The organism is Paenibacillus qinlingensis (genome assembly GCF_013204845.1).
Taxonomy (GTDB): domain Bacteria; phylum Bacillota; class Bacilli; order Paenibacillales; family NBRC-103111; genus Paenibacillus_E; species Paenibacillus_E qinlingensis.
This window is the reverse complement of record NZ_JABMKY010000031.1, coordinates 55647-77316: the sequence shown is the minus strand read 5'-3', so window position 1 is coordinate 77316 and position 21670 is coordinate 55647. Positions and strand designations below refer to the sequence as shown.

The 21670-nt window shown below is 46.2% G+C and carries 20 protein-coding genes and 1 tRNA gene; 19 read left to right on the top strand and 2 right to left on the bottom strand.

The window, feature by feature from the left end; genetic code table 11:
- Window positions 1-2 precede the first annotated feature (2 nt).
- The 13 genes from hisH (at window position 3) to HQN88_RS33390 (ending at window position 13312) form a co-directional block, all read left to right on the top strand.
- Entirely contained in the window at window positions 3-608 is a 606-nt protein-coding gene (gene hisH / locus HQN88_RS33450) for an imidazole glycerol phosphate synthase subunit HisH (protein WP_173120427.1), read from the top strand.
- Window positions 609-638: 30 nt separating this feature from the next.
- Complete coding sequence (gene hisF / locus HQN88_RS33445; protein ID WP_173120425.1) at window positions 639-1397, top strand: imidazole glycerol phosphate synthase subunit HisF; 759 nt, start codon at window positions 639-641, stop codon at window positions 1395-1397.
- Window positions 1394-2050, top strand: coding sequence for a bifunctional phosphoribosyl-AMP cyclohydrolase/phosphoribosyl-ATP diphosphatase HisIE (hisIE, locus tag HQN88_RS33440; protein WP_173120423.1), 657 nt, complete (start codon window positions 1394-1396; stop codon window positions 2048-2050). The genes hisF and hisIE overlap by 4 nt, the downstream gene beginning before the upstream one ends.
- A 26-nt stretch (window positions 2051-2076) precedes the next feature.
- A complete protein-coding gene (gene hisJ / locus HQN88_RS33435) occupies window positions 2077-2883 on the top strand; it encodes a histidinol-phosphatase HisJ (protein ID WP_173120421.1) in 807 nt (268 codons plus the stop codon).
- 74 nt (window positions 2884-2957) lie between these two features.
- On the top strand, window positions 2958-3908 hold the full coding sequence (locus HQN88_RS33430; protein WP_173120419.1) for a ribose-phosphate diphosphokinase: 951 nt from the start codon (window positions 2958-2960) through the stop codon (window positions 3906-3908).
- Between the two features lie 90 nt (window positions 3909-3998).
- Complete coding sequence (locus HQN88_RS33425) at window positions 3999-5735, top strand: tetratricopeptide repeat protein (RefSeq protein WP_173120417.1); 1737 nt, start codon at window positions 3999-4001, stop codon at window positions 5733-5735.
- Between the two features lie 146 nt (window positions 5736-5881).
- Window positions 5882-6829, top strand: coding sequence for a thioredoxin-disulfide reductase (trxB, locus tag HQN88_RS33420; protein WP_173120415.1), 948 nt, complete (start codon window positions 5882-5884; stop codon window positions 6827-6829).
- Window positions 6830-7056: 227 nt separating this feature from the next.
- A complete protein-coding gene (locus HQN88_RS33415; RefSeq protein ID WP_173120413.1) occupies window positions 7057-8004 on the top strand; it encodes an ROK family glucokinase in 948 nt (315 codons plus the stop codon).
- A 74-nt stretch (window positions 8005-8078) separates the two neighbouring features.
- Window positions 8079-8966 (top strand): RNase adapter RapZ, encoded by an 888-nt coding sequence (gene rapZ / locus HQN88_RS33410; RefSeq protein WP_173120411.1) that lies wholly within the window; start codon window positions 8079-8081, stop codon window positions 8964-8966.
- Between the two features lie 31 nt (window positions 8967-8997).
- Window positions 8998-9981 (top strand): gluconeogenesis factor YvcK family protein, encoded by a 984-nt coding sequence (locus HQN88_RS33405; protein ID WP_173120409.1) that lies wholly within the window; start codon window positions 8998-9000, stop codon window positions 9979-9981.
- A gap of 5 nt (window positions 9982-9986) precedes the next feature.
- Window positions 9987-10919: a DNA-binding protein WhiA gene (gene whiA / locus HQN88_RS33400; RefSeq protein ID WP_173120407.1), complete on the top strand. Its 933-nt coding sequence runs from the start codon at window positions 9987-9989 to the stop codon at window positions 10917-10919.
- A gap of 147 nt (window positions 10920-11066) precedes the next feature.
- Complete coding sequence (locus tag HQN88_RS33395) at window positions 11067-11336, top strand: HPr family phosphocarrier protein (RefSeq protein WP_028555561.1); 270 nt, start codon at window positions 11067-11069, stop codon at window positions 11334-11336.
- Window positions 11337-11548: 212 nt separating this feature from the next.
- Window positions 11549-13312, top strand: a complete 1764-nt coding sequence (locus HQN88_RS33390) for a copper amine oxidase N-terminal domain-containing protein (protein WP_173120405.1) — start codon at window positions 11549-11551, stop codon at window positions 13310-13312.
- 72 nt (window positions 13313-13384) lie between these two features.
- On the opposite strand, the gene clpP is transcribed toward HQN88_RS33390, so the two are convergent.
- Both clpP and HQN88_RS33380 read right to left on the bottom strand, forming a co-directional pair.
- Complete coding sequence (clpP, locus tag HQN88_RS33385; RefSeq protein WP_028555559.1) at window positions 13385-13966, bottom strand: ATP-dependent Clp endopeptidase proteolytic subunit ClpP; 582 nt, start codon at window positions 13964-13966, stop codon at window positions 13385-13387.
- Window positions 13967-14145: 179 nt separating this feature from the next.
- A tRNA-Arg gene (locus HQN88_RS33380) sits at window positions 14146-14217 on the bottom strand.
- Window positions 14218-14480: 263 nt separating this feature from the next.
- On the opposite strand from HQN88_RS33380, the gene HQN88_RS33375 reads away from it, so the two are divergent.
- The 6 genes from HQN88_RS33375 to eno all read left to right on the top strand — a co-directional run bounded on the left by HQN88_RS33375 (window position 14481) and on the right by eno (window position 21633).
- Window positions 14481-15503 (top strand): sugar-binding transcriptional regulator, encoded by a 1023-nt coding sequence (locus tag HQN88_RS33375; protein ID WP_173120403.1) that lies wholly within the window; start codon window positions 14481-14483, stop codon window positions 15501-15503.
- Window positions 15504-15585: 82 nt separating this feature from the next.
- Window positions 15586-16593: a type I glyceraldehyde-3-phosphate dehydrogenase gene (gene gap / locus HQN88_RS33370; protein ID WP_056611251.1), complete on the top strand. Its 1008-nt coding sequence runs from the start codon at window positions 15586-15588 to the stop codon at window positions 16591-16593.
- 166 nt (window positions 16594-16759) lie between these two features.
- Window positions 16760-17941, top strand: a complete 1182-nt coding sequence (locus tag HQN88_RS33365; protein WP_173120401.1) for a phosphoglycerate kinase — start codon at window positions 16760-16762, stop codon at window positions 17939-17941.
- A gap of 76 nt (window positions 17942-18017) precedes the next feature.
- Window positions 18018-18770 carry a triose-phosphate isomerase gene (gene tpiA / locus HQN88_RS33360; RefSeq protein WP_173120399.1) on the top strand — a complete coding sequence of 251 codons (753 nt, stop codon included), beginning with the start codon at window positions 18018-18020 and terminating at the stop codon, window positions 18768-18770.
- A gap of 1 nt (window position 18771) precedes the next feature.
- Complete coding sequence (gene gpmI, locus HQN88_RS33355) at window positions 18772-20310, top strand: 2,3-bisphosphoglycerate-independent phosphoglycerate mutase (RefSeq protein ID WP_173120397.1); 1539 nt, start codon at window positions 18772-18774, stop codon at window positions 20308-20310.
- 30 nt (window positions 20311-20340) lie between these two features.
- Window positions 20341-21633 (top strand): phosphopyruvate hydratase, encoded by a 1293-nt coding sequence (gene eno / locus HQN88_RS33350; RefSeq protein WP_173120395.1) that lies wholly within the window; start codon window positions 20341-20343, stop codon window positions 21631-21633.
- The last annotated feature ends 37 nt before the right edge of the window (window positions 21634-21670 follow it).

The window sequence follows — 21670 nt, the reverse complement described above, 5'->3', positions numbered from 1 at the left end:
GCATGATCGCCATTATTGATTATGGAATGGGTAATTTACATAGTGTGAGCAAAGCGGTTGAGCGGCTCGGCTATGAAGCGGTTGTGACGGGAGATCCGGAACAAATTCTAGCAGCAGAAGGCGCTATCCTTCCTGGTGTTGGCGCATTCGGTGATGCGATGGAGCATCTGCGCGAATCTGGACTGGATGAGGTCGTTAATCAGTATGCGGCGTCTGGCAAGCCTATGATCGGCATTTGTTTAGGCATGCAACTATTGTTTTCCAGCAGTGAAGAGCATGGACAGCATGAGGGGCTAGGGCTTCTGCCAGGTACGGTTGTACGTTTTCGCGGAGACTACAAAGTGCCGCACATGGGTTGGAATCGTCTGAGCTATAAGCAGAGTGATAGTCCTATTTTCAAAGGGATTGAAGAAGGGCACGTGTATTTCGTACACTCCTACCATGCGAAGCCAGAGCGGGAAACCGATTTGTTGGCAGTAACAGACTACTATCAACCCATAACAGCTATCGTTGGTCGTGAGAACGTCTACGGCATGCAGTTCCATCCTGAGAAAAGCGGCGATATCGGTATGCAGCTGTTGGGTAATTTTTTGACGCTGTGTAAATAAGGTGAAAATAGTCTCAAGGAGGTGCTGAGCATGTTAGCCAAAAGAATTATCCCTTGCCTCGACGTCAAGGATGGCCGAGTGGTGAAAGGCGTAAATTTCGTGAATTTACGTGATGCCGGTGATCCCGTAGAGCTTGCGGCGATTTATGATAAAGAGGGTGCGGATGAGCTTGTGTTTCTCGACATTTCGGCTTCCGTTGAAGGGCGCGCGACGATGGTTGAGGTTGTCCGTCAAACGGCTGGCGAGATTACAATCCCGTTCACGGTTGGCGGAGGAATCTCAAGTGTCGATGATATGAAACGTCTTCTTCGTGCGGGTGCGGACAAAATCGGAATCAACACGGCAGCTGTACTGGGTCCACAGCTTGTATCGGATGGTGCGCGGAAGTTTGGTTCCCAATGTATCGTGGTTGCCATTGATGCAAAGTTCAATCCTGAGTGGGGCGAGTGGGAAGTGTACACGCATGGTGGACGCAAACCGACGGGCATTAAGACGCTGGAGTGGGCGAAGCGCGTAGAAGAGTTAGGTGCAGGCGAAATCTTGCTGACGAGCATGGATGCGGACGGAACGAAAGATGGCTTCGATTTGAAGCTGACACGGGCGGTATCCGAGTTGCTGACGATTCCTGTAATTGCCTCTGGCGGAGCGGGAAAAGCGGAACACTTCTACGATGTATTTACCGAAGGCAAGGCTGATGCGGGGTTGGCAGCAACCATTTTTCACTATAAAGAATTAACGATAGACGGGGTCAAGGCTGACCTGAAAGGTAAAGGGGTTGAAATTCGATGACATTTTCAGTAGATCAAATTAAATATGACGCACAGGGGCTTGTACCTGCCATCGTGCAAGATGCGGTAAGCAAAGAAGTTCTTATGCTGGCTTACATGAACAGTGAGTCTTTGCAACGCACGATTCAAACGGGGGACACTTGGTTCTGGAGCCGTTCACGTAATGAGCTTTGGAATAAAGGGGCAACTTCCGGTCATACCCAGAAGGTAAAAACACTTCGCTACGATTGTGATGCGGATACGCTATTAGTGTTAGTTGAACAAGTAGGACCTGCTTGTCATAATGGCACGTACACTTGTTTCACAGCGAGCATTCCGGTGGAAGGTTCTGCAGAAGAAACTGCAACTGCGGTTACTGGCGGCGACCGTTTCGCTATTCTAGCTGAACTTGAAGCTGTTATCGCTTCCCGTGACGCGGAGCGTCCTGAAGGTGCGTATACGACTTACCTTTTCGAAAAAGGTGTCGACAAAATCCTCAAAAAAGTGGGCGAAGAAACAGCAGAAGTCATTATTGCAGCTAAAAATAAAGACAATGAAGAGCTTCGTTATGAAGCGAGCGATCTTATTTTTCACTTAATGGTCCTTTTGCGTAATAATAAATTGCCATTGGATGATATTATGAAAGAGTTAGCTAATCGTCACGTCAAAAAATAAAGTAAACGACCTGGAGTGAATTCACGATGTTGATTGATTATCATACACATCATGTGCGCTGCGGTCATGCCTCTGGGGAACTGGAGGAATACGTCAAACGCGGCATCGAGATCGGGCTTACCCAATTGGGGCTTTCTGATCATATGCCGCTTTTGCATGTCGACCCGCGAACGTATTGGCCGGAAATGGCGATGCCGATGGAGGAGCTTCCTCGTTATGTGGAAGAGTGCCTACATCTCAAGGAGAAGTACAAGGATCAGATCGATATTCGAGTGGGACTTGAAGGCGATTATGTGGAAGGCTTTGAAAGTGAAATTGCTGCCATTATTAACGCTTACCCGTGGGATTATGTGATCGGTTCGGTTCATTTCCTGGGCGAGTGGGATATTTCAGATTTTAGGCAGCTGGCAGGTTGGGAAGGTAAGGATATTTTTGCAGTTTATACCCAATACTACGAGGCAGTGAAGAAAGCAGTCCGAACCGGACTGTATGACTATATCGGTCATATCGATATGATCAAACGTTTTGGTTACGTGCCAGATCGCGATACATGGGAATTGGAGAAAGCGGCGCTCGATACCGTCAAAGAGTATGGGCTTGCGATTGAGTTGAATGCATCAGGCCTGCGCCACCCTTGTAAAGAGATGTTTCCGAGCCGCCGCATGTTGGAATATTGCCATAAGGTGGGAATTCCGGTAACGCTAGGATCGGATGCGCATCAGCCGGAACGGTTGTCTCAATATTTGGATGAGGCTAGAGAGCTATTAAAAGCGATTGGATTTAACGAAATAGCCACATTTTCTGCTCGAAAACGACATCTTGTGACTTTTTAAATTCGACACGTATCATGTATAATGAATAGGACTATATAATCTATTTAATGAACCTTCGGAGGTAACCATTAACCATGCATAGCGACAATGTTAAAATTTTTTCCGGATCTTCGAATCCGAAGCTTGCGGAAAGTATTTGTAAAGAGCTCAGCCTACCGCTAGGACAAATTAAACTATCACGTTTCAAAAGCGGAGAAATTTATTGCCTTTACGAAGAAACGATTCGTAACTGCGACGTCTTTCTGGTACAAACCTTCTCCCATCCGATTAATGAGCATATGATGGAGCTTTTGGTCATGATGGATGCGGCGAAAAGAGCATCTGCAAAAACGATCAACCTTGTCATCCCGTACTATGGTTACTCTCGTCAAGAACGTAAAGCAGCTCCACGTGAGCCGATTTCTGCAAAATTAGTCGCTGACTTATTCAGTGCAGCAGGTGCAACGCGTGTTGTTACGATTGACTTACATGCGCCAGCGATCCAAGGTTTCTTCAATATCCCTGTGGATCACTTGACAGCGCTTGATCTGATTAGTGATTGCATTAAAAGAAAGAATCTGCCTAACCCCATCATCGTTTCTCCGGATGCGGGACGTGCGACTACTGCTGAGAAAATGGCTAACATTCTCGATGCGCCTTTCGCTATGATGATTAAGAAGCGCCCAGAGCACAATGAGTCCGTGATTACACACGTCATTGGGGATGTTGCTGGACGCACGCCAATCATTATCGAGGATCTTATTGATACAGGTACAACGATCGTTAATGTTGTAGAAAGCTTGAAGGAACGCGGTGCGCTTGATGTCTACATCTGTGCAACACATCCTGTGTTCTCTGGCCCAGCACTGCAACGGTTGGATCACCCAAGCATTAAAGAAGTTATTATTACGGATTCTATTGCGATTCCAGAGGGGCACTCTGAGAAATTCAATGTGCTTTCTGTAGCGCCTTTACTATCCGATGCGGTTCGTATTATTACTGACGGTGGGTCTCTATCCTCCCTATTCAAATACGGCGGCGTATAGGTCCAAATCTTACCTTCGGATAATGTTTTTGGCTTCTTAGCGATCTATGGTATAATTTGAGTGTAATCAAATTGCCGGAGGTGTCTTGCTATGGAAAAGAAAAAGCGCAAATCCGAAGCGCCAAAACCAAAAGTTATCTCAATTAACATGGATGCCGCATTCTTTTTCGAGAGAGCGGTTCAATCTTTGGATCGGTTTCATTATGATAAGGCATTGAAATATTTCCGGCGGGCTGCAGAGTATGAACAGGATAACCCTGTGAATCACTGCAATCTCGCAGGAGTTCTCTCCGAAGTGGGCAATTATGACGAGTCGAACCAAATTTTGCAGCATATCCTTGAAACCATCGATCCCGAGATGACAGAATGTCACTTTTATATGGCGAACAACTATGCCAACATGGAAAACTTCGAGCAGGCAGAACAGGCATTGGTTCGGTATTTGGAGAATGACCCGACAGGGCAATTCATGGACGAATCCGAAGAAATGATGGAAATGCTGAGCTACGAGCTTGATCGTCCCGCCCCTCTCACTAGCATCAAGAGTCGAGAAGGGCTGTTCGAGCATGATAAAGCCCGTGCGTTGCTTGAGGAAGGTAAGTTCGCAGAAGCCGTAAGGCAGTTGGAGAAGTTGGTGAAGAAGCAGCCTGACTTCACAGCCGCGCGCAACAATCTGGCACTGGCTTATTACTACATGGGCCAATTTGAGAAGGCGATGGAAACGATCCGCGAAGTGCTGGTTATTGATCCTGGTAATCTGCATGCACTTTGCAATATGGCGATTTTCCATCAGCATTTTGGCAACAAGAAGGAACTAGCTGAGCTGACTTCACTGTTAGGCAAGACGTATCCATTCCAGCAAGAACATGTATTCAAGCTGGCGACGACGATGGGTATTCTTGCGCAGCATGAGAAAGCTTACCATCTGTTCAAGCGTCTATTGAAGGCAGGGGACGGGGGCACAGATCCTTGTTTGTACCATTATGCGGCTGTTGCTGCCTGCCATATCGGTCGTTTCGCAGAAGCGTACCGCTTGTGGAAGCAGGTGCAGAAGCTAGATCCAGGTGCTGAAATTTCGAAGTTCTACTTAGAGCAATTGCGGATTAGAGAGAGTTCGGCGCTCCCGCTTACTTGGAGCTATCACTATCATCTGCCGTTTGAGGAGCAGTTCCGTGCGCTTGAGAAGTCAACGCAAGGAATCCCTGATCAATTGAAGAAAGATCCGCTTGTGCGGTCATCCTTCTTTTGGGCTTTGCGACATGGCGATGTAGAAACGAAGCTTCAAGTTATTCAAGCCTTTGGCTTGATTGCGGACAACGAAGTGAGAGACGCGCTTCAGGATTTCATTCTGGATCATAAAGAGGATGACTACTTGAAGAAGGTTGCCATTTTCGTTCTGCGAAGTATGGGCATTCGGGAGTCGCTTCCTGCGTATCTCGAGAATAAAGACATCATGGTAGAAGCTTCTCCTTATTCGCCTCATCTTCCCGTGTGGGATGCAACATGGCAACGAGTAATGGAAACAGCGCTATCACATATGCACAAGCGTTACGATATGGTTCAACAGTATGACTTAGAAATTCTATGGGTTGAATTTCTGACGAAGGTGTACCCGAACGTGCCTAAGATTCACAAATCAGCAGGATGGGCAGCGGCGTTAGAATATTTAATTGCCAAAATGCATCGCCGTACGATTTCCTATCAGGAAGTCGCTTCCCGCTATGGCGTCACGGTTTCCACAGTCAGTCGGCATGTGAAGCATATCGATGATACTTGTGGCTTGCGTGAGAAAATGGATGCAATTTTCAATAAGTTTACGAGTCTTTGATAGCCGAGCTTGATGCATCATGAAAGCCTCGGCTTTCATACATATAGATGAACAAATTGTTCTTGCCGTCAACGGCAGAGCAATCAATGAAAATTACGCAAATTAAAGAGAGCTTTCCTAAGGAAAGCACCTAGGAGGGAAATCATATGTATAAATCAGTCGTAGTAGGAACAGGACCATCCGGTCTAACAGCAGCCATTTACTTGGCACGTGCGAACCTAAGCCCCCTTGTCATTGAAGGACCAGAACCAGGTGGGCAGTTGACCACAACTACCGAAGTAGAGAACTTCCCAGGATTTCCTGAAGGGATTATGGGGCCGGAATTGATGGAAAACATGCGCAAGCAAGCTGAACGCTTTGGCGCTGAATTCAAAACAGGTTGGGTTAATTCCGTTGAATTGACGAACCGTCCATTTAAGCTTCAAGTAGAAGGGCTTGGCGAGATCGAAACAGAAACACTGATTATCTCAACAGGTGCGTCTGCAAGATTGCTTGGCATCACGAACGAGAAAGAAAACATCGGACGCGGCGTAAGTACTTGTGCAACGTGTGATGGGTTCTTCTTCCGCGGCAAAAAGATTATCGTCGTTGGTGGCGGTGACTCTGCTATGGAAGAGGCAAACTTCTTGACTCGTTTCGCTTCAGAAGTGCGTTTGGTTCATCGCCGTGATGAGCTTCGTGCCTCCAAAATTATGCAAGACCGCGCTCGTGGAAACGAGAAGGTGAAGTGGTCACTGAATAACACACCGTTAGAGGTTGTAGCGGGTGATAAAGGTGTTACGGGCCTTAGAGTGAAAAATAACCAAACAGGTGAAGATGAAATCCTTGAAACAGATGGTATCTTCGTAGCAATCGGTCATACGCCGAATACGAAGTTCCTCGGTGGACAAATCGACACGGATGAGCATGGCTACATCGTCGTGAAGCCAGGAACAACAGAAACGAATATCCCAGGTGTTTTCGCTTGCGGTGACGTGCAAGATACGAAATATCGTCAGGCTATTACAGCTGCTGGCAGCGGATGTGCTGCGGCGTTGGAAGCTGAGAAGTTCCTTGAAGGCAACAGCGTACACGACTGGAGCATTTCCTTATAAGTCGTTATGGCAATTCAGTTAACGTGGAGGGCTATGCTTTCCACGTTTTCTATTTTAGAGAGGGTGCTATGAATCTTGACCTCCCGGCAGTGTTGTCTTATAGTGGGAACAGGAGCGTAAGTAAACCCCACAAAGTTAAGAAGAGCCTTCGAAGCATATTTCAATTACTTTGCGGGGACCCCAATAATTTCCGAAAATTTTATGATTATTCATGAGGTGACCTTGTAATGTCCAGTCAAATTTATATCGGTGTAGATCTAGGTGGCACGAATATTAAAGTGGGTATTTGTGATGAGCAAGGTAAGCTTCTTAGAACGTTAGAAGGCCCAACTTCACCCGAACTAGGTGCAGAGTCGGTCCTTGAGCGTATTGCGCAATACGTACGTCAAGTTGTCGAAGAATCCGACTATTCATGGGAGCAAGTAGCTGGAATTGGTGCGGGGTTGGCTGGATTTATGGATATTCCAGAAGGCTTCGTGAAATTCTCACCAAACCTTCAATGGCATAACGTACCAGCGAAGAAGACGCTTGAAGCGCTTCTGGGTAAACAAGTTAAAATTGATAACGATGCGAATGTAGCAGCACTTGGCGAAGCTTGGTCAGGAGCTGGGGCGGGTATCCCTAACGTCGTATGCTATACGCTCGGAACAGGTGTTGGCGGCGGTATCATTATTAACGGTAAAATTTATCAAGGATCTGCTGGTATGGCCGGAGAGCTTGGACATATGTCCATCGTGCCTGATATTGAAGCTATTCAGTGTGGCTGTGGTCAAATGGGTTGTCTTGAAACCGTTTCTTCCGCGACAGGTATTGTTCGCATGGCGAAGGAAGCAGTGGAACGCGGCGAGCGTACATCACTAGCTCTTCACGAGAAAATTGAAGCTAAGCATGTGTTTGATGATGCGAAAAGCGGAGATGAAGTAGCATTGCGCATCGTGAATCGCGCCGCTTACTATATCGGACGTTCGATGGCAGCGCTGGCTGTTGTCATTAATCCTAAGCGCTTCATTATCGGTGGTGGTGTTTCGAAGGCAGGAGAAATTCTATTCCAACCAATTCGTGAAACGTTCATCAAATTTACACCAGAAGCTGCAGCTGAGGGTGTTGAGATCGTTGCTGCTACACTTGGCAATGATGCTGGTGTTGTTGGAGCCGCAGGATTGAATTTACGTTAGAAGGCTAGACCGGGTTCGCAGATGTAGATAAGAAAAGCTGATCTGCGAAAGCACCCCAAAGGAAGGTGTCATGCATGGAAGAAAACCACCCTTTAGCGAAACTGGTCATTATTACAGGGATGTCGGGTGCAGGCAAGACAATAGCTGTTCAAAGCATGGAGGATCTTGGATTCTTCTGCGTTGATAACTTACCTCCCGTCCTGATTCCGAAGTTTGCTGAATTAATCGTGCAATCGATGGGGAAAATCGGCAAAGTTGCCTTGGTTATTGATTTGCGCGGACGTGAATTTTTCACTGCGCTCCAAGAGTCCTTACGATATATCCAAGAAAATTACACGCTTAGCTATGAAATTTTATTCCTAGACGCAACTGATGGTACACTCGTTCAACGTTACAAAGAGAGCCGTCGCCGCCATCCATTGGCACCAGACGGGGCTCCGCTTGAGGGAATAGGTCTTGAACGTAAGTTGCTAGAAGAACTCAAGGGTCTGGCGACGCAAGTGATTGACACGAGCAGCCTGAAACCCGTGCAGTTGAAGGAAAGAATTATTTCCCGGTTCACCAATCTAGAAACGAATCGCATATCTATAAACGTAATCTCTTTCGGTTTCAAGTATGGTGTCCCTATTGACGCTGATCTAATCTTTGATGTGCGATTCCTGCCTAATCCTCATTATGTGGAGCAACTGCGTCCGCAAACGGGGCAGGACCCCGATGTGTATGACTATGTAATGAAGTGGTCAGAGACGCAAGAATTCCTGACAAAGCTGCTCGACATGCTGAACTTCTTAATGCCTCAGTATAAGAAGGAAGGCAAGAGCCAGGTTGTTGTTGGTATTGGATGCACAGGAGGTAAACATAGATCGGTTGCAATTACGGAATATCTAGGCAAAGTCATGGGGAACAGTGAGACGGAGACCGTGCGTTTAAGTCATCGCGATTCCGAGCGGGACCGTTTATAGACGGCTATGTCAGTAAGAGGGTGAAAGAAGTATGGAGCTTGGTCAATTACAACGTAAGCCCAGAATAGTCGTTATTGGCGGTGGAACAGGGCTCTCAGTTATGCTGAGAGGACTGAAAGAAAAGCCGGTTGATATCACAGCTATCGTGACCGTTGCAGACGATGGAGGAAGTTCTGGTATTTTGCGTAGTGAATTGCAAATGCCGCCTCCGGGGGATATTCGAAATGTGTTAACATCGTTAGCTGATGTGGAACCGTTGTTGTCATTGATGCTTCAGTATCGATTTCAGAACGGTACAGGTTTAGCCGGACATAGTCTGGGAAATCTAATACTAGCGGCACTGACAGATATTACTGGTGATTTTGTTACTGCCGTGCAAGAAATGAATCGCGTATTTGCTGTTCGCGGGAGAGTGCTCCCGGCTTCGAATCAAGCCATTGTTTTGAACGCTATTATGGAGGATGGGACTTTAGTTGTTGGAGAGTCCAAAATTCCAAAGGCCGATGGACGGATCAAGAAAGTATTCATTGAACCGGCAGGGGTAACGCCACTCACAGAAGCCGTTCAAGCGATACGCGAAGCAGATGCCATCTTGTGCGGTCCTGGCAGTTTATATACAAGTTTGCTGCCGAATTTGCTTGTTCCAGGGATTGCTAAGGAGATCGTGGCATCGAATGCTGTGAAATTGTTCATTTGTAATGTCATGACACAGCCAGGCGAAACCGATGATTATTCGGTGAGCGATCATCTGGATGCGATTTATGATCACTTAGGTCAGCATTTGTTTGATTATGTGATCGTGAATAATGGTGAAATACCACCGCAGGTGCAAGCCAAGTATGCGGAAAAAGGTTCAAAAGCGGTTCATTTAGATTTGGATGAAGTGACGAAAAGAGGATACCGGGTCATTGCAGATCGACTTGTCTTATTCCGAACCTATCTTCGTCATGATGCAGAGAAATTGAGTGACCATATCTATCAGCTCGTCGAAAGCTGGCTGTTAAGGAAGAAGTGAGTCCCTTGTCCTTTGCGGCAACAACCAAAAAAGAATTAACGTTAATTAATGATTCGGAGTCATGCTGTGAAAAAGCGGAGCTGTCCGCGCTCATTCGCATGAATGGCGCTGTACAGTTAACAAGTCAGCGTGTCGTGTTGGATGTATCCACGGAGAACGCAGCGATTGCACGGCGAATTTACTCGCTGATCAAGAAGACGTATAATACACACACAGAGCTACTCGTGCGTAAGAAAATGCGTCTAAAGAAGAATAATGTGTACATTGTAAGGGTGCCTGGCCAAGTACAGGAACTGCTCAGTGATTTGAAGATCGTCTCGGAGGGTTTTATCTTCACGACGGGGATTAACAAGGACATTATTCGCGGTAATTGCTGCAAGCGTGCTTATCTTCGAGGAGCTTTCATGGCTGGCGGTTCTGTCAATAATCCGGAGGGATCTTCCTATCATTTGGAAATTGCTTCGATTTATGAAGAACACTGTAAAGCTTTAACACAGCTTGCGAATAAGTTTGACTTAAACGCGCGATTCATTGAACGTAAGAAAGGGTTCGTGCTGTACGTTAAGGAAGGCGAGAAAATTATCGAGTTTCTCAGTATCATTGGGGCTCATCAGGCGCTGCTGCGTTTCGAGGATGTCCGAATTATGAAAGATATGAGAAATTCCGTTAATCGCATCGTGAACTGTGAAACGGCGAACTTGAACAAAACGATCGGGGCAGCCGTCAGGCAAATCGAGAATATTCGATTGTTGCAACGGGAGATTGGTCTAGATAGCTTGCCTGAGAAGTTAAGAGAGGTTGCGGAGATTAGACTTGCGCACCCTGACTTGAATTTGAAGGAAGTTGGCGACATGCTTTCGGGCAGTGTTAGCAAGTCAGGTGTGAATCATCGCCTGCGGAAAATAGACGAATTGGCCGAAAAACACCGAAATTCGTAGATAAACCCGGGCTGTACAACGCTCGTATAAGTTTTTCGCATTTTTTCTAGTGTACTTGAAGGAAAAATGCTATAATATTAAAACATAAGGTAAACGCTGTTATTAATAGTAATCCATATAAGCTCCACACTAGGGGGAATTAGTTCCATGTCCAGACGTCCAGTCGTTGTGAAGTTGAGAACAGGACTTCATGCCAGACCTGCGGCATTGTTTGTTCAAGAGGCGAATAAGTTTTCATCGGAGATCTTTGTTGAGAAAGATGAGAAGAAAGTGAATGCGAAGAGCATCATGGGAATTATGAGTCTTGCGATCAGCACAGGGACCGAAGTCTTCATAAGTGCAGAAGGTTCGGATGCAGAGCAGGCTGTAAACGCTTTAGTCACATTAGTCAGTAAGGAAGAGTTGGAAAACCAATAATCCTTTAAAAGCCTACCTTTCGAGGGGGCTTTTTTGCAGTTTATAGAAGCAAACCGCAAGTTTTCTAAAAGTGTCAGATTTGTTAACAATTAGTGGTATAGGGCAACCTTTTTCATTTGGCTACGTCTAATAAACGTGGTCGTGATGGATAAGGCTATTTGTATTTCTAAGTAGCGAGCTTATCCAAAGCTTGAAAAAGGAGCCGAAGTAAAATGAATGTAGTAAAGAAAGAAATGATTGCCCTATTGGCCGTACTCGTGTTTCTAGTTAGTACGATTACTGCGCCAGCCGCGCATGCGGTATCAACAAGCTCGTCCTTTATTTTACTTTATATCGATAAGGCAGAAGCATTCGTGAATCAGGAACAGATTCATCTTGAGTCCCCATCTACAATTATTGACGGAAGCACATTCGTTCCAGCCAAATTCTTAGGTGATACATTAGGCTTTCAAGTAGAGTGGAACGATTTATCCCGTACGATTCAAATGTCGCCTCCAGGCTACAACATCGTGCTAGATTCCGATCATAAGACGGTAACAACGAATGGGGTAGATGTACCCTTTAAGTCCGTAGCCGCTATTGTGAATGGCAAGTTGCTTGTGAAGCTGACATGGTTGGCTGATTACATGGGTGCGAAATACACCTACAATAGTGAACTGAGACGTGTAGAGATCGTGCATTTTAAAGCGCCTGAGGGCATCTACATCGATCAAGACAGCAATTCTCGTCCAGTGGCCAAGTTTGCTACTGCGAAGCCAACCTACAGGCTTGGTGAGCCTGTTAAGTATTTGGATTTGAGTTATGATCCAGATGCTGAAGGCCTTGTATCCTTTGATTGGACAGGTAAACAAGAGGCGTTCTTCAAAGCTGGCCAATACCCTGTGACCTTAACGGTGAAGGATGGTCATGGTCATGTGAGTAAGTTGTTCAAAAGCTTTGTGACTGTCGTTAATGAACCATATTTGTCAGAAGTCGAGTATCCGATTTATATGAAACCTGTTGGCGGATTCATCAAAACGAACTGGACGACCATCTGGTCACATTTTAATGAGTTGCCGCTGCTTCCAAAAGACGTGAAAGAAGTGCAAGGACGCACGCTGCTTGTAAGTGATAGCCCGGAAGAGTTCACATCGAGCGGTATTTTGTATCAAGATAATATTAATGGTAAAGCACGTTTGTACGCGGATCATATCAATGGCACACCGAATAAGATGACATTTGCTATCTTTGCAACAAACAATACGGATAAGCCGATTACGATTAAAACGACAAACAAAGGCGAAGTATACCCTTCTGTTTATGCGAACTTGATCGGCAGCGAAGCTTCGGTTGATTTTCTTCTAAACAACGTATACACGGATACAATGACGGTTCCGCCTAAAGCAAGTTATGTATACGCCAAATTACCAGATTTCTATCCAGGTCAAGGTGTTAATTTGTTCTATGATGTCGAAACAGACGGCGAACTTCAAATGTCCTTTATCGCAACGGATAAGATGCTGACACCAACGATCGTGAAGGAATTGCCTCTGCTCGCCTTTAACGGTCATGTTCGCGGTACTTTCCCCGTTTCCGAGATTGAATGGAAAATTGATGCCACGAGCTTCACCAAAGCTTCCCGATTAACGATCGGAGATAACAAGACGGATCCATTCGTCAAAGGCTACGATGTGATGCGTAAGCAAGTCGTGGAGAATGGCGGGAATTATGGTGTGGTCTATAAAATCCACGCGGATAAGCCGCGCAAAATGGCTGTGATGATCATGGCTAGAGGCGGCGTGTTCAAGGGGCCGTTTAAAATCAACGGTGAAATCATTCCTGTCCCGTATTCCGGTGTCATTACGGCTTTCGATGGCTTGGAAGTATTAGCCCGCACGACAGGAACGGAAGAAGCGCTGGATATTGAGTTTACACCGCCAGCAGGTTCCGCGTTCCCGATTGATTTAATTTTCTACCCATTGGAAGATTTGAAATAGTCAAACAAAAAACCAGCCGAACATCAATGCTCATGTGAGCAATGAAATTCGGCTGGTTTTTTTTATAAATAATTAGACGCGCTCGATGACTTTATCGATGAGTCCGTATTCGGCTGCTTCTTTCGCACTCATGAAGTTATCACGGTCCGTATCCTTCTCAATACGCTCGAACGTTTGTCCCGTGCGCTCAGCTAGGATCGTGTTCAGGTTATCTCTCATTTTCAAAATACGCTTAGCGCGAATCTCGATATCAGAGGCTTGACCTTCTGCGCCGCCAAGTGGTTGGTGAATCATGACTTCGCTGTTCGGCAGTGCGTAACGCTTGCCTTTGGCACCAGCTGTGAGCAAGAACGCGCCCATGGAAGCGGCCATACCAACGCAGATCGTGGATACGTCTGGTTTGATGAACTGCATCGTGTCGAAAATCGCCATACCGGCTGTGATGGAGCCGCCTGGGCTGTTAATGTAAAGCGAGATATCTTTATCAGGATCTTGAGCGGCCAAGAAGAGCAACTGAGCAATGATGGAATTTGCCACAACATCGTTGACACCCGTGCCTAAGAATATAATGCGGTCCTTCAGCAAGCGAGAGTAGATGTCATATCCTCTTTCACCGCGCGCGTCCTGTTCGACGACCATAGGAATAAAACTCATGAGAATGACCTCCTTGGGGTTGGGTTACCTACTATTGGGTACATACTATTTACAGTATCTACAAGTATGATAACGAAAAAACCTCCGAAGGTCAAGAAAGGTCAAACTAAACACAAAAAAAATCAGCTTCAGAGCTGATTTGGCGATTAAACCGTAACTCTTGTAGCTGATTTGTTGGACGCGCCCGAAAGGAATCGAACCTTTATCTCAGGCTTCGGAGGCCTACGTCATATCCATTGGACCACGGGCGCTAGTTTAGAAAAAGTGAAGCAAGGGTTATTATAAGTCAGCTTTCCATAAAAAGCAAGGAGGTAAGCCCTTACAGGCCTATTTACAGAAAAATGTTTGAACAAATGTTGAATGTTACGGAAGAAATGGTTATAATAAGAACTGTAAAAGAGAAGTGACATATGGAATTGAGCAAGGAACTTTTTTTTCACCCGGGTGGGACATAAAATGTATACCTGGGACAAAAAACGTCCTACATTGGATCGGGAGCGTTGGAAGTCGTCCTATGAGAGAGATTCTAGACATTCAAAAACAGCTCATGCCTGATCTTATGGACATCATGAAGAAACGCTACTCGATTCTGCAACACATCTTGGTTTCCGGTGTTGTCGGACGAAGGACGTTAGCGTCCTCACTCGACATGACGGAGCGCGTACTGCGCGGTGAAGTCGATTTCCTGAAGGAGTTAGGGCTTCTGGAATCAGATGCAAGTGGTATGAAGATCAGCGAGTCTGGTCGTCAGCTGCTGGAAGATATGCAACCGATCATTAAGATGGCGTTTGGCTTAACAGATTTGGAAGATAGTATTGCCAAAGCTTTTCACATCTCCAATGTGATCATCGTGCCTGGGGATTCTGACACTTCCGTATTTACGAAGAAAGAGCTTGGACGCGCTGGCGCGGCCGCCTTACGTAAATATGTCGCCAAAGATGATATCATCGCGGTAACAGGTGGGTCGACCATGGCTCAGATTGCTAATAACTTAGCTATCTCGTCTTCGATGAAAGGTAGTTGGTTCGTTCCTGCACGTGGAGGACTTGGTGAAAGTGTGGATACTCAAGCGAACACAATTGCGTCCATTATGGCAAAGAAAACTGGCGGGAAATACAGGCTGCTGCATGTCCCAGATCATCTTGGGGAAGAAGCGTATCAATCGTTGATTCAAGATACACAGATTCAGGAAGTTGTAAACGCGGTGCGCAGTTGTCGCATTGTTGTACATGGTATCGGAGATGCTATGGTCATGGCACGCAGACGTAAAGTAGATAATGATACTACGAGCAGTCTGAGAGCTGATGGTGCACTTGCTGAGGCGCTTGGTTATTATTTTGACCGCCAAGGAAATGTGGTTCATAAGATGCCGACAGTCGGACTTCGACTGGAAGATCTGCAGCGTGTTGAGGTTGTGATTGGTGTTGCTGGCGGGAAGAGCAAGGGAGAAGCAATTGCTTCTGTACTACGACATGGGCAAGAAGATGTCCTAGTTACAGATGAAGCGGCTGCCTTAGAAATCATGAAGCATGTATAGCTGAAAGTTGCCATCATAACGTAAGCCATTCATGGCTGCGTTTTGAAATATAATATTTATGTAATCTTAGGAGGAAATGACTATGACAACAAAAGTAGGTATTAACGGTTTCGGACGTATTGGTCGTAACGTATTCCGCGCAGCATTGAACAACCCAGATGTACAAATCGTGGCAGTAAACGATTTGACAGACGTTAAAACATTGGCTCACTTGCTTAAATATGACACTACTCACGGTAAACTAGACGCTACAGTTGAAGCTGGCGAAGGCGAATTGATCGTTAACGGTCGTTCCATCAAGGTTTTTGCTGAGCGTAACCCTGGGGATCTGCCATGGGCATCTGTAGGCGCTGAAATCGTAATCGAATCCACTGGTATTTTCACAGCGAAAGAAAAAGCAGAACTTCACTTGAAAGGTGGAGCTAAGAAAGTTATCATTTCCGCTCCAGCTTCTGATGAAGATATTACAATCGTACTTGGTGTTAACGAAGACAAATACGATCCAGCTGCTCACACAATCATCTCCAACGCTTCATGTACTACGAACTGTCTAGCTCCTTTCGCAAAAGTTATCAACGATAGCTTCGGAATCGTAAAAGGTATGATGACAACTGTTCACTCGTACACAAATGACCAATCCGTTCTAGACGTTCCACATAAAGACCTTCGTCGTGCTCGTGCAGCAGCTGAGAACATCATTCCTTCCAGCACTGGCGCAGCTAAAGCAATCGGTCTAGTTCTTCCTGAGCTTAAAGGCAAATTGAACGGTATGGCTATGCGTGTTCCTACACCTAACGTATCCGTAACTGATTTGGTTGTTGAGCTTAAAGTTAACGTAACAGTTGACGAAGTAAACGCAGCTTTGAAACAAGCTTCCGAAGGCCCGCTTAAAGGCATTCTTAACTACACAGAAGATGCACTTGTATCCAGCGACTTCAATGGTGACCCAGCTTCCTCGACAATCGATGCATTGTCCACAATGGTAGTTGGCGACAACATGTTGAAAGTTGTTTCCTGGTACGATAACGAGTGGGGTTACTCCAACCGCGTTGTTGACTTGGTAGCTTTCATCGCGAAAAAAGGTCTGTAATTTCATAATTCATCAACTGGAAAACCACATGAAGGGGAGAAGAGATTCTCCTCTTTATGTGCGATTTACCCTATAAAAGGATAGAACCGGAAGAAAACCATACACGCCAGAGCTTATGCTTACGAAGATAGTTTTACTAAAGCAAAACTTTTAGGAGGCTTTTACGATGAATAAGAAAAGTGTTCGCGATGTTGAAGTAGCTGGTAAGAGAGTATTTGTTCGCGTTGATTTCAACGTGCCTGTAGAAAATGGTCAAATCACCGACGATACACGTATCAGAGAAACGCTTCCTACGATTAAATACTTAGTAGAGCAAGGTGCAAAAGTTATTCTTGCTGCACATTTTGGTCGTCCTAACGGACAAGTGGTTGAAGAGTTGCGTTTAACACCAGTTGCTGCGAAATTGGCTGAGCTTCTGGGTCAAAACGTGATCAAAGCGGATCAATCCGTTGGTGAAATCGTGAAAGCGCAAGTGGATGCGCTTGAAAATGGCGACGTTCTTTTGCTTGAAAACGTTCGTTTCAACGAAGGTGAAGAGAAGAATGATGCTGAGCTTGCAAAAGCTTTCGCTGATCTGGCTGACCTGTTCGTGAACGATGCCTTCGGTGCTGCTCACCGTGCACATGCTTCGACTTCAGGAATCGCAGCATACATTCCAGCTGTTTCCGGCCTTTTGATGGAGAAAGAGCTTGATGTTCTTGGTAAAGCATTGAACAACCCTGAGCGTCCTTTTACAGCGATCGTTGGTGGATCCAAAGTTAAAGACAAAATTGCTGTTATCGAAAACCTTCTGAACATTGCAGACAACGTCTTGATTGGCGGCGGTCTTTCCTATACATTCTTGAAAGCACAAGGCTATGAAGTCGGTAAATCACTTCTGGATAATTCGAAGCTTGATTTAGCGCTTAGCTTTATTGCGAAAGCCAAAGAAAAAGGTGTAAACTTCCTGCTTCCGGTAGATATCGTTGTTGCTGATAAATTCGGTGCAGATGCGAACACGCAAATCGTTGGCATTGACAGCATTCCTGCAGATTGGGAAGGCATTGACATCGGACCGAAAACGCGTGAGCTTTATGCAGACGTAATTGCAAAATCCAAGTTGGTTGTTTGGAATGGACCTATGGGCGTATTCGAAATCGAGCCTTTCTCCCACGGTACACGTGCAGTAGCACAAGCATGTGCTACGACTGAAGGTTACACAGTAATCGGTGGTGGCGATTCCGCAGCAGCAACAGAGAAATTCCACTTGGCTGAGCAAATGAACCACATGTCCACAGGCGGCGGAGCTTCCTTGGAGTTCATGGAAGGCAAAGCATTGCCAGGCGTAGTAGCACTAAACGACAAATAAGAAATTATTTTCTCATAAAAAAAGCGTAAGCTTACGATGCCAGTTATTCTGGCGAATAACTTTAAGGAGTCTAACCATGAGCAGAACACCGATTATCGCAGGTAACTGGAAAATGTTCAAAACCGTTTCTGAAGCAATCAGCTTCGTAAACGAAGTGAAAGGCAGCACTGTTGATGGCGTTGAGGCGGTAATTTGTTCCCCCTTCACGAACTTGCCAGCACTTGTTGAAGCTACAAAAGGTACAGACGTTCATGTTGGCGCACAAAACCTTCATTTTGAAGATAACGGCGCATTCACAGGTGAAATCAGCGGTGTGATGCTGAAAGACCTTGGCGTTGAGTATGTCATCATCGGTCACTCTGAGCGTAGAGCTTACTTCGCTGAGTCCGACGAAATCGTGAACAAGAAAGTCGTTGCGGCTTTCAAACATGGCTTGAAACCAATTCTTTGCGTAGGTGAAAAATTGGAAGAGCGTGAAGCGGGTCAAACCAAAGATGTTTGTAAAGTACAAACAGAAGCAGCTTTCGCTGGTCTGAGTGCAGAGCAAGCAGCACAAGTCGTTATCGCATACGAGCCAATCTGGGCCATCGGTACAGGTAAATCCTCCACTGCGGAAGATGCTCAAGACGTGATCGGTTATATCCGTACATTGGTTAGCGGTCTTTACGGCGCAGCAGTAGCAGACATAGTTCGTATCCAATACGGCGGCAGCGTAAAACCGAACAACATCGCTGAGTACATGGCACAGCCTGACATCGACGGTGCACTTGTAGGTGGAGCGAGCCTTGAGTCCGCTTCCTACATTCAACTCGTCCAGGGGGCGAAGTAACATGTCCAGACCGAAACCGGTAGCACTCATCATTCTCGATGGCTTCGGACTCCGCTCAGAAGAGCAGGGGAATGCGGTTGCTCATGCCAAAAAGCCTAACTATGACCGTTACTGGTCTACGTTTCCTCATACAACCCTCACCGCTTGTGGTGAGGCTGTAGGTTTGCCAGAAGGCCAGATGGGGAATTCTGAGGTAGGACACTTGAACATCGGCGCTGGCCGTACCGTGTATCAGGATCTGACGCGGATTTCGAAATCGATTCGTGATGGCGAATTCTACGACAATGAAACGATTCTAGGTGCTGTTCGTCATGCTAAAAACAATGCCAAGAAGCTGCACCTCTATGGTTTGCTTTCGGACGGCGGCGTGCACAGTCACATTCAGCATTTATTTGCGCTGTTGGACTTAGCGAAGAAAGAACAGTTCGTTGAAGTCTACATCCACGCATTCCTGGACGGCCGCGACGTGGCTCCAGATTCTGCGAAGGGTTATATGGAAGAGCTTCAGAACAAAATTAAGGAAGTCGGCGTAGGCAAAATTGCGACCGTACAAGGCCGTTATTATGCAATGGACCGTGACAAACGCTGGGAGCGTACGGAGAAATCCTACCGCGCGATGGTGTATGGCGAAGGTCCTACTTACACGGATCCGATGCAAGCGATTGTTGAATCCTACGAGAAATCCGTCTATGACGAGTTCGTTATGCCAACGGTTATCGTTGGTGACGACGGTAAGCCGGTAGGACTTGTAGAATCAGGCGATGCGGTCATTTTCTTCAACTTCCGCCCAGACCGTGCGATTCAGCTATCGCAAGTCTTTACGAATGAAGATTTCCGCGGCTTCGATCGTGGTCCTAAAGTAGCTAAGAACCTCTACTACGTGTGTCTGACGCTGTTCAGCGAGTCCGTAGACGGTTTCGTAGCGTACAAACCGAAGGATCTGGATAACACGCTTGGCGAGGTGCTGGCTCAGAATGGTCTGAAGCAGCTTCGTGCGGCAGAAACCGAGAAGTACCCGCACGTAACGTTCTTCTTCAGTGGCGGTCGTGATGCAGAATTGCCAGGAGAAACTCGCCTTCTCATTCCTTCACCGAAGGTTGCTACGTATGACTTGCAACCGGAAATGAGCGCTTATGAACTAGCAGATGCGGTCGTGAAGGAAGTTGAAGCGGAGAAGCATGATGTGATCATCTTGAACTTTGCTAACCCAGACATGGTAGGTCATTCTGGTTTGCTTGAGCCAACGGTGAAAGCGATCGAGGCGACAGATGAGTGTCTCGGTAAAGTAGTTGAAGCGATCCTAGCCAAAGGTGGCGTTGTCTGCATTACAGCGGACCACGGCAACGCGGATGTGGTAACAAATGCAGATGGCTCACGCAACACAGCACATACAACGAATCCGGTGCCTTTTATTGTGACGGACAAATCTGTTACACTAAGAGATGGCGGTATTCTGGCAGATATAGCACCAACGATGCTAGATTTCTTAGGACTGAATCAACCACAGCAAATGACTGGGGTAACGATTCTAAACAAATAATTAATATTATTGAAGGAGTGTTTTATCACAATGACAATTATTTCTGATGTTTACGCACGCGAAGTATTAGATTCCCGCGGTAACCCAACGGTTGAAGTAGAAGTATACCTTGAGTCCGGAGCATTCGGCCGTGCTATCGTCCCTTCAGGCGCTTCCACAGGCGCATACGAGGCTGTTGAGCTTCGTGATGGTGACAAAGGTCGTTACCTTGGTAAAGGCGTTCTAAAAGCTGTTGAGAACGTTAATGAAATCATCGCTCCTGAAATCATCGGTCTAGACGCTCTTGATCAAGTTGGCATCGACAACAAAATGATCGAGCTTGACGGTACTCCTAACAAAGCTAAACTAGGAGCTAACGCAATTCTAGCTGTTTCCATGGCTGTTGCTCGCGCAGCTGCTGACGCTTTGGACGTGCCATTGTACGTTTACCTTGGTGGATTCAATGCCAAAACACTTCCAGTTCCAATGATGAACATCATCAACGGTGGGGCACATGCCGACAACAACGTTGACGTTCAAGAGTTCATGGTTCTGCCAGTTGGCGCTCCAACTTTCAAAGAAGCTCTTCGCATCGGCGCTGAGATTTTCCATAGCTTGAAATCCGTATTGAAAGATAAAGGCCTTAACACAGCAGTTGGCGACGAAGGCGGATTCGCTCCTAACTTCAAATCCAATGAAGAAGCAATCACGACCATCCTTACAGCTATCGAAAACGCTGGTTACAAACCAGGTGTTGACGTATTCTTGGGTATGGACGTTGCTTCCACTGAGTTCTTCAAAGATGGTAAATACCACCTTGAAGGCGAAGGCAAATCCTTCACATCCGCTGAGTGGGTTGACTTCTTGGCTGCATGGGTTGATAAATACCCAATCATCACGGTTGAAGATGGTTGCTCCGAAGACGATTGGGAAGGTTGGAAATTGCTTACTGAGAAATTGGGTAACAAAATTCAACTCGTTGGTGATGACTTGTTCGTTACAAACACTGAGCGTCTATCCCGCGGAATCGAAGAAAACATTGGTAACTCCATCTTGGTTAAAGTTAACCAAATCGGTACGCTTACTGAGACTTTCGATGCAATCGAAATGGCAAAACGCGCTGGTTACACAGCTGTTATCTCCCACCGTTCCGGTGAGAGCGAAGACAGCACAATCGCTGATATCGCGGTTGCTACTAACGCTGGTCAAATTAAAACAGGTGCTCCGTCCCGTACGGACCGTGTAGCGAAATACAACCAACTTCTTCGTATCGAAGACGAGTTGTTCACTGTAGCTCAATACGCTGGTAAAAAAGCATTCTACAACTTGAGAAACTTCAAGTAATTAGATCCGTATGTAATTATATGGCGGGCAGGTGGCT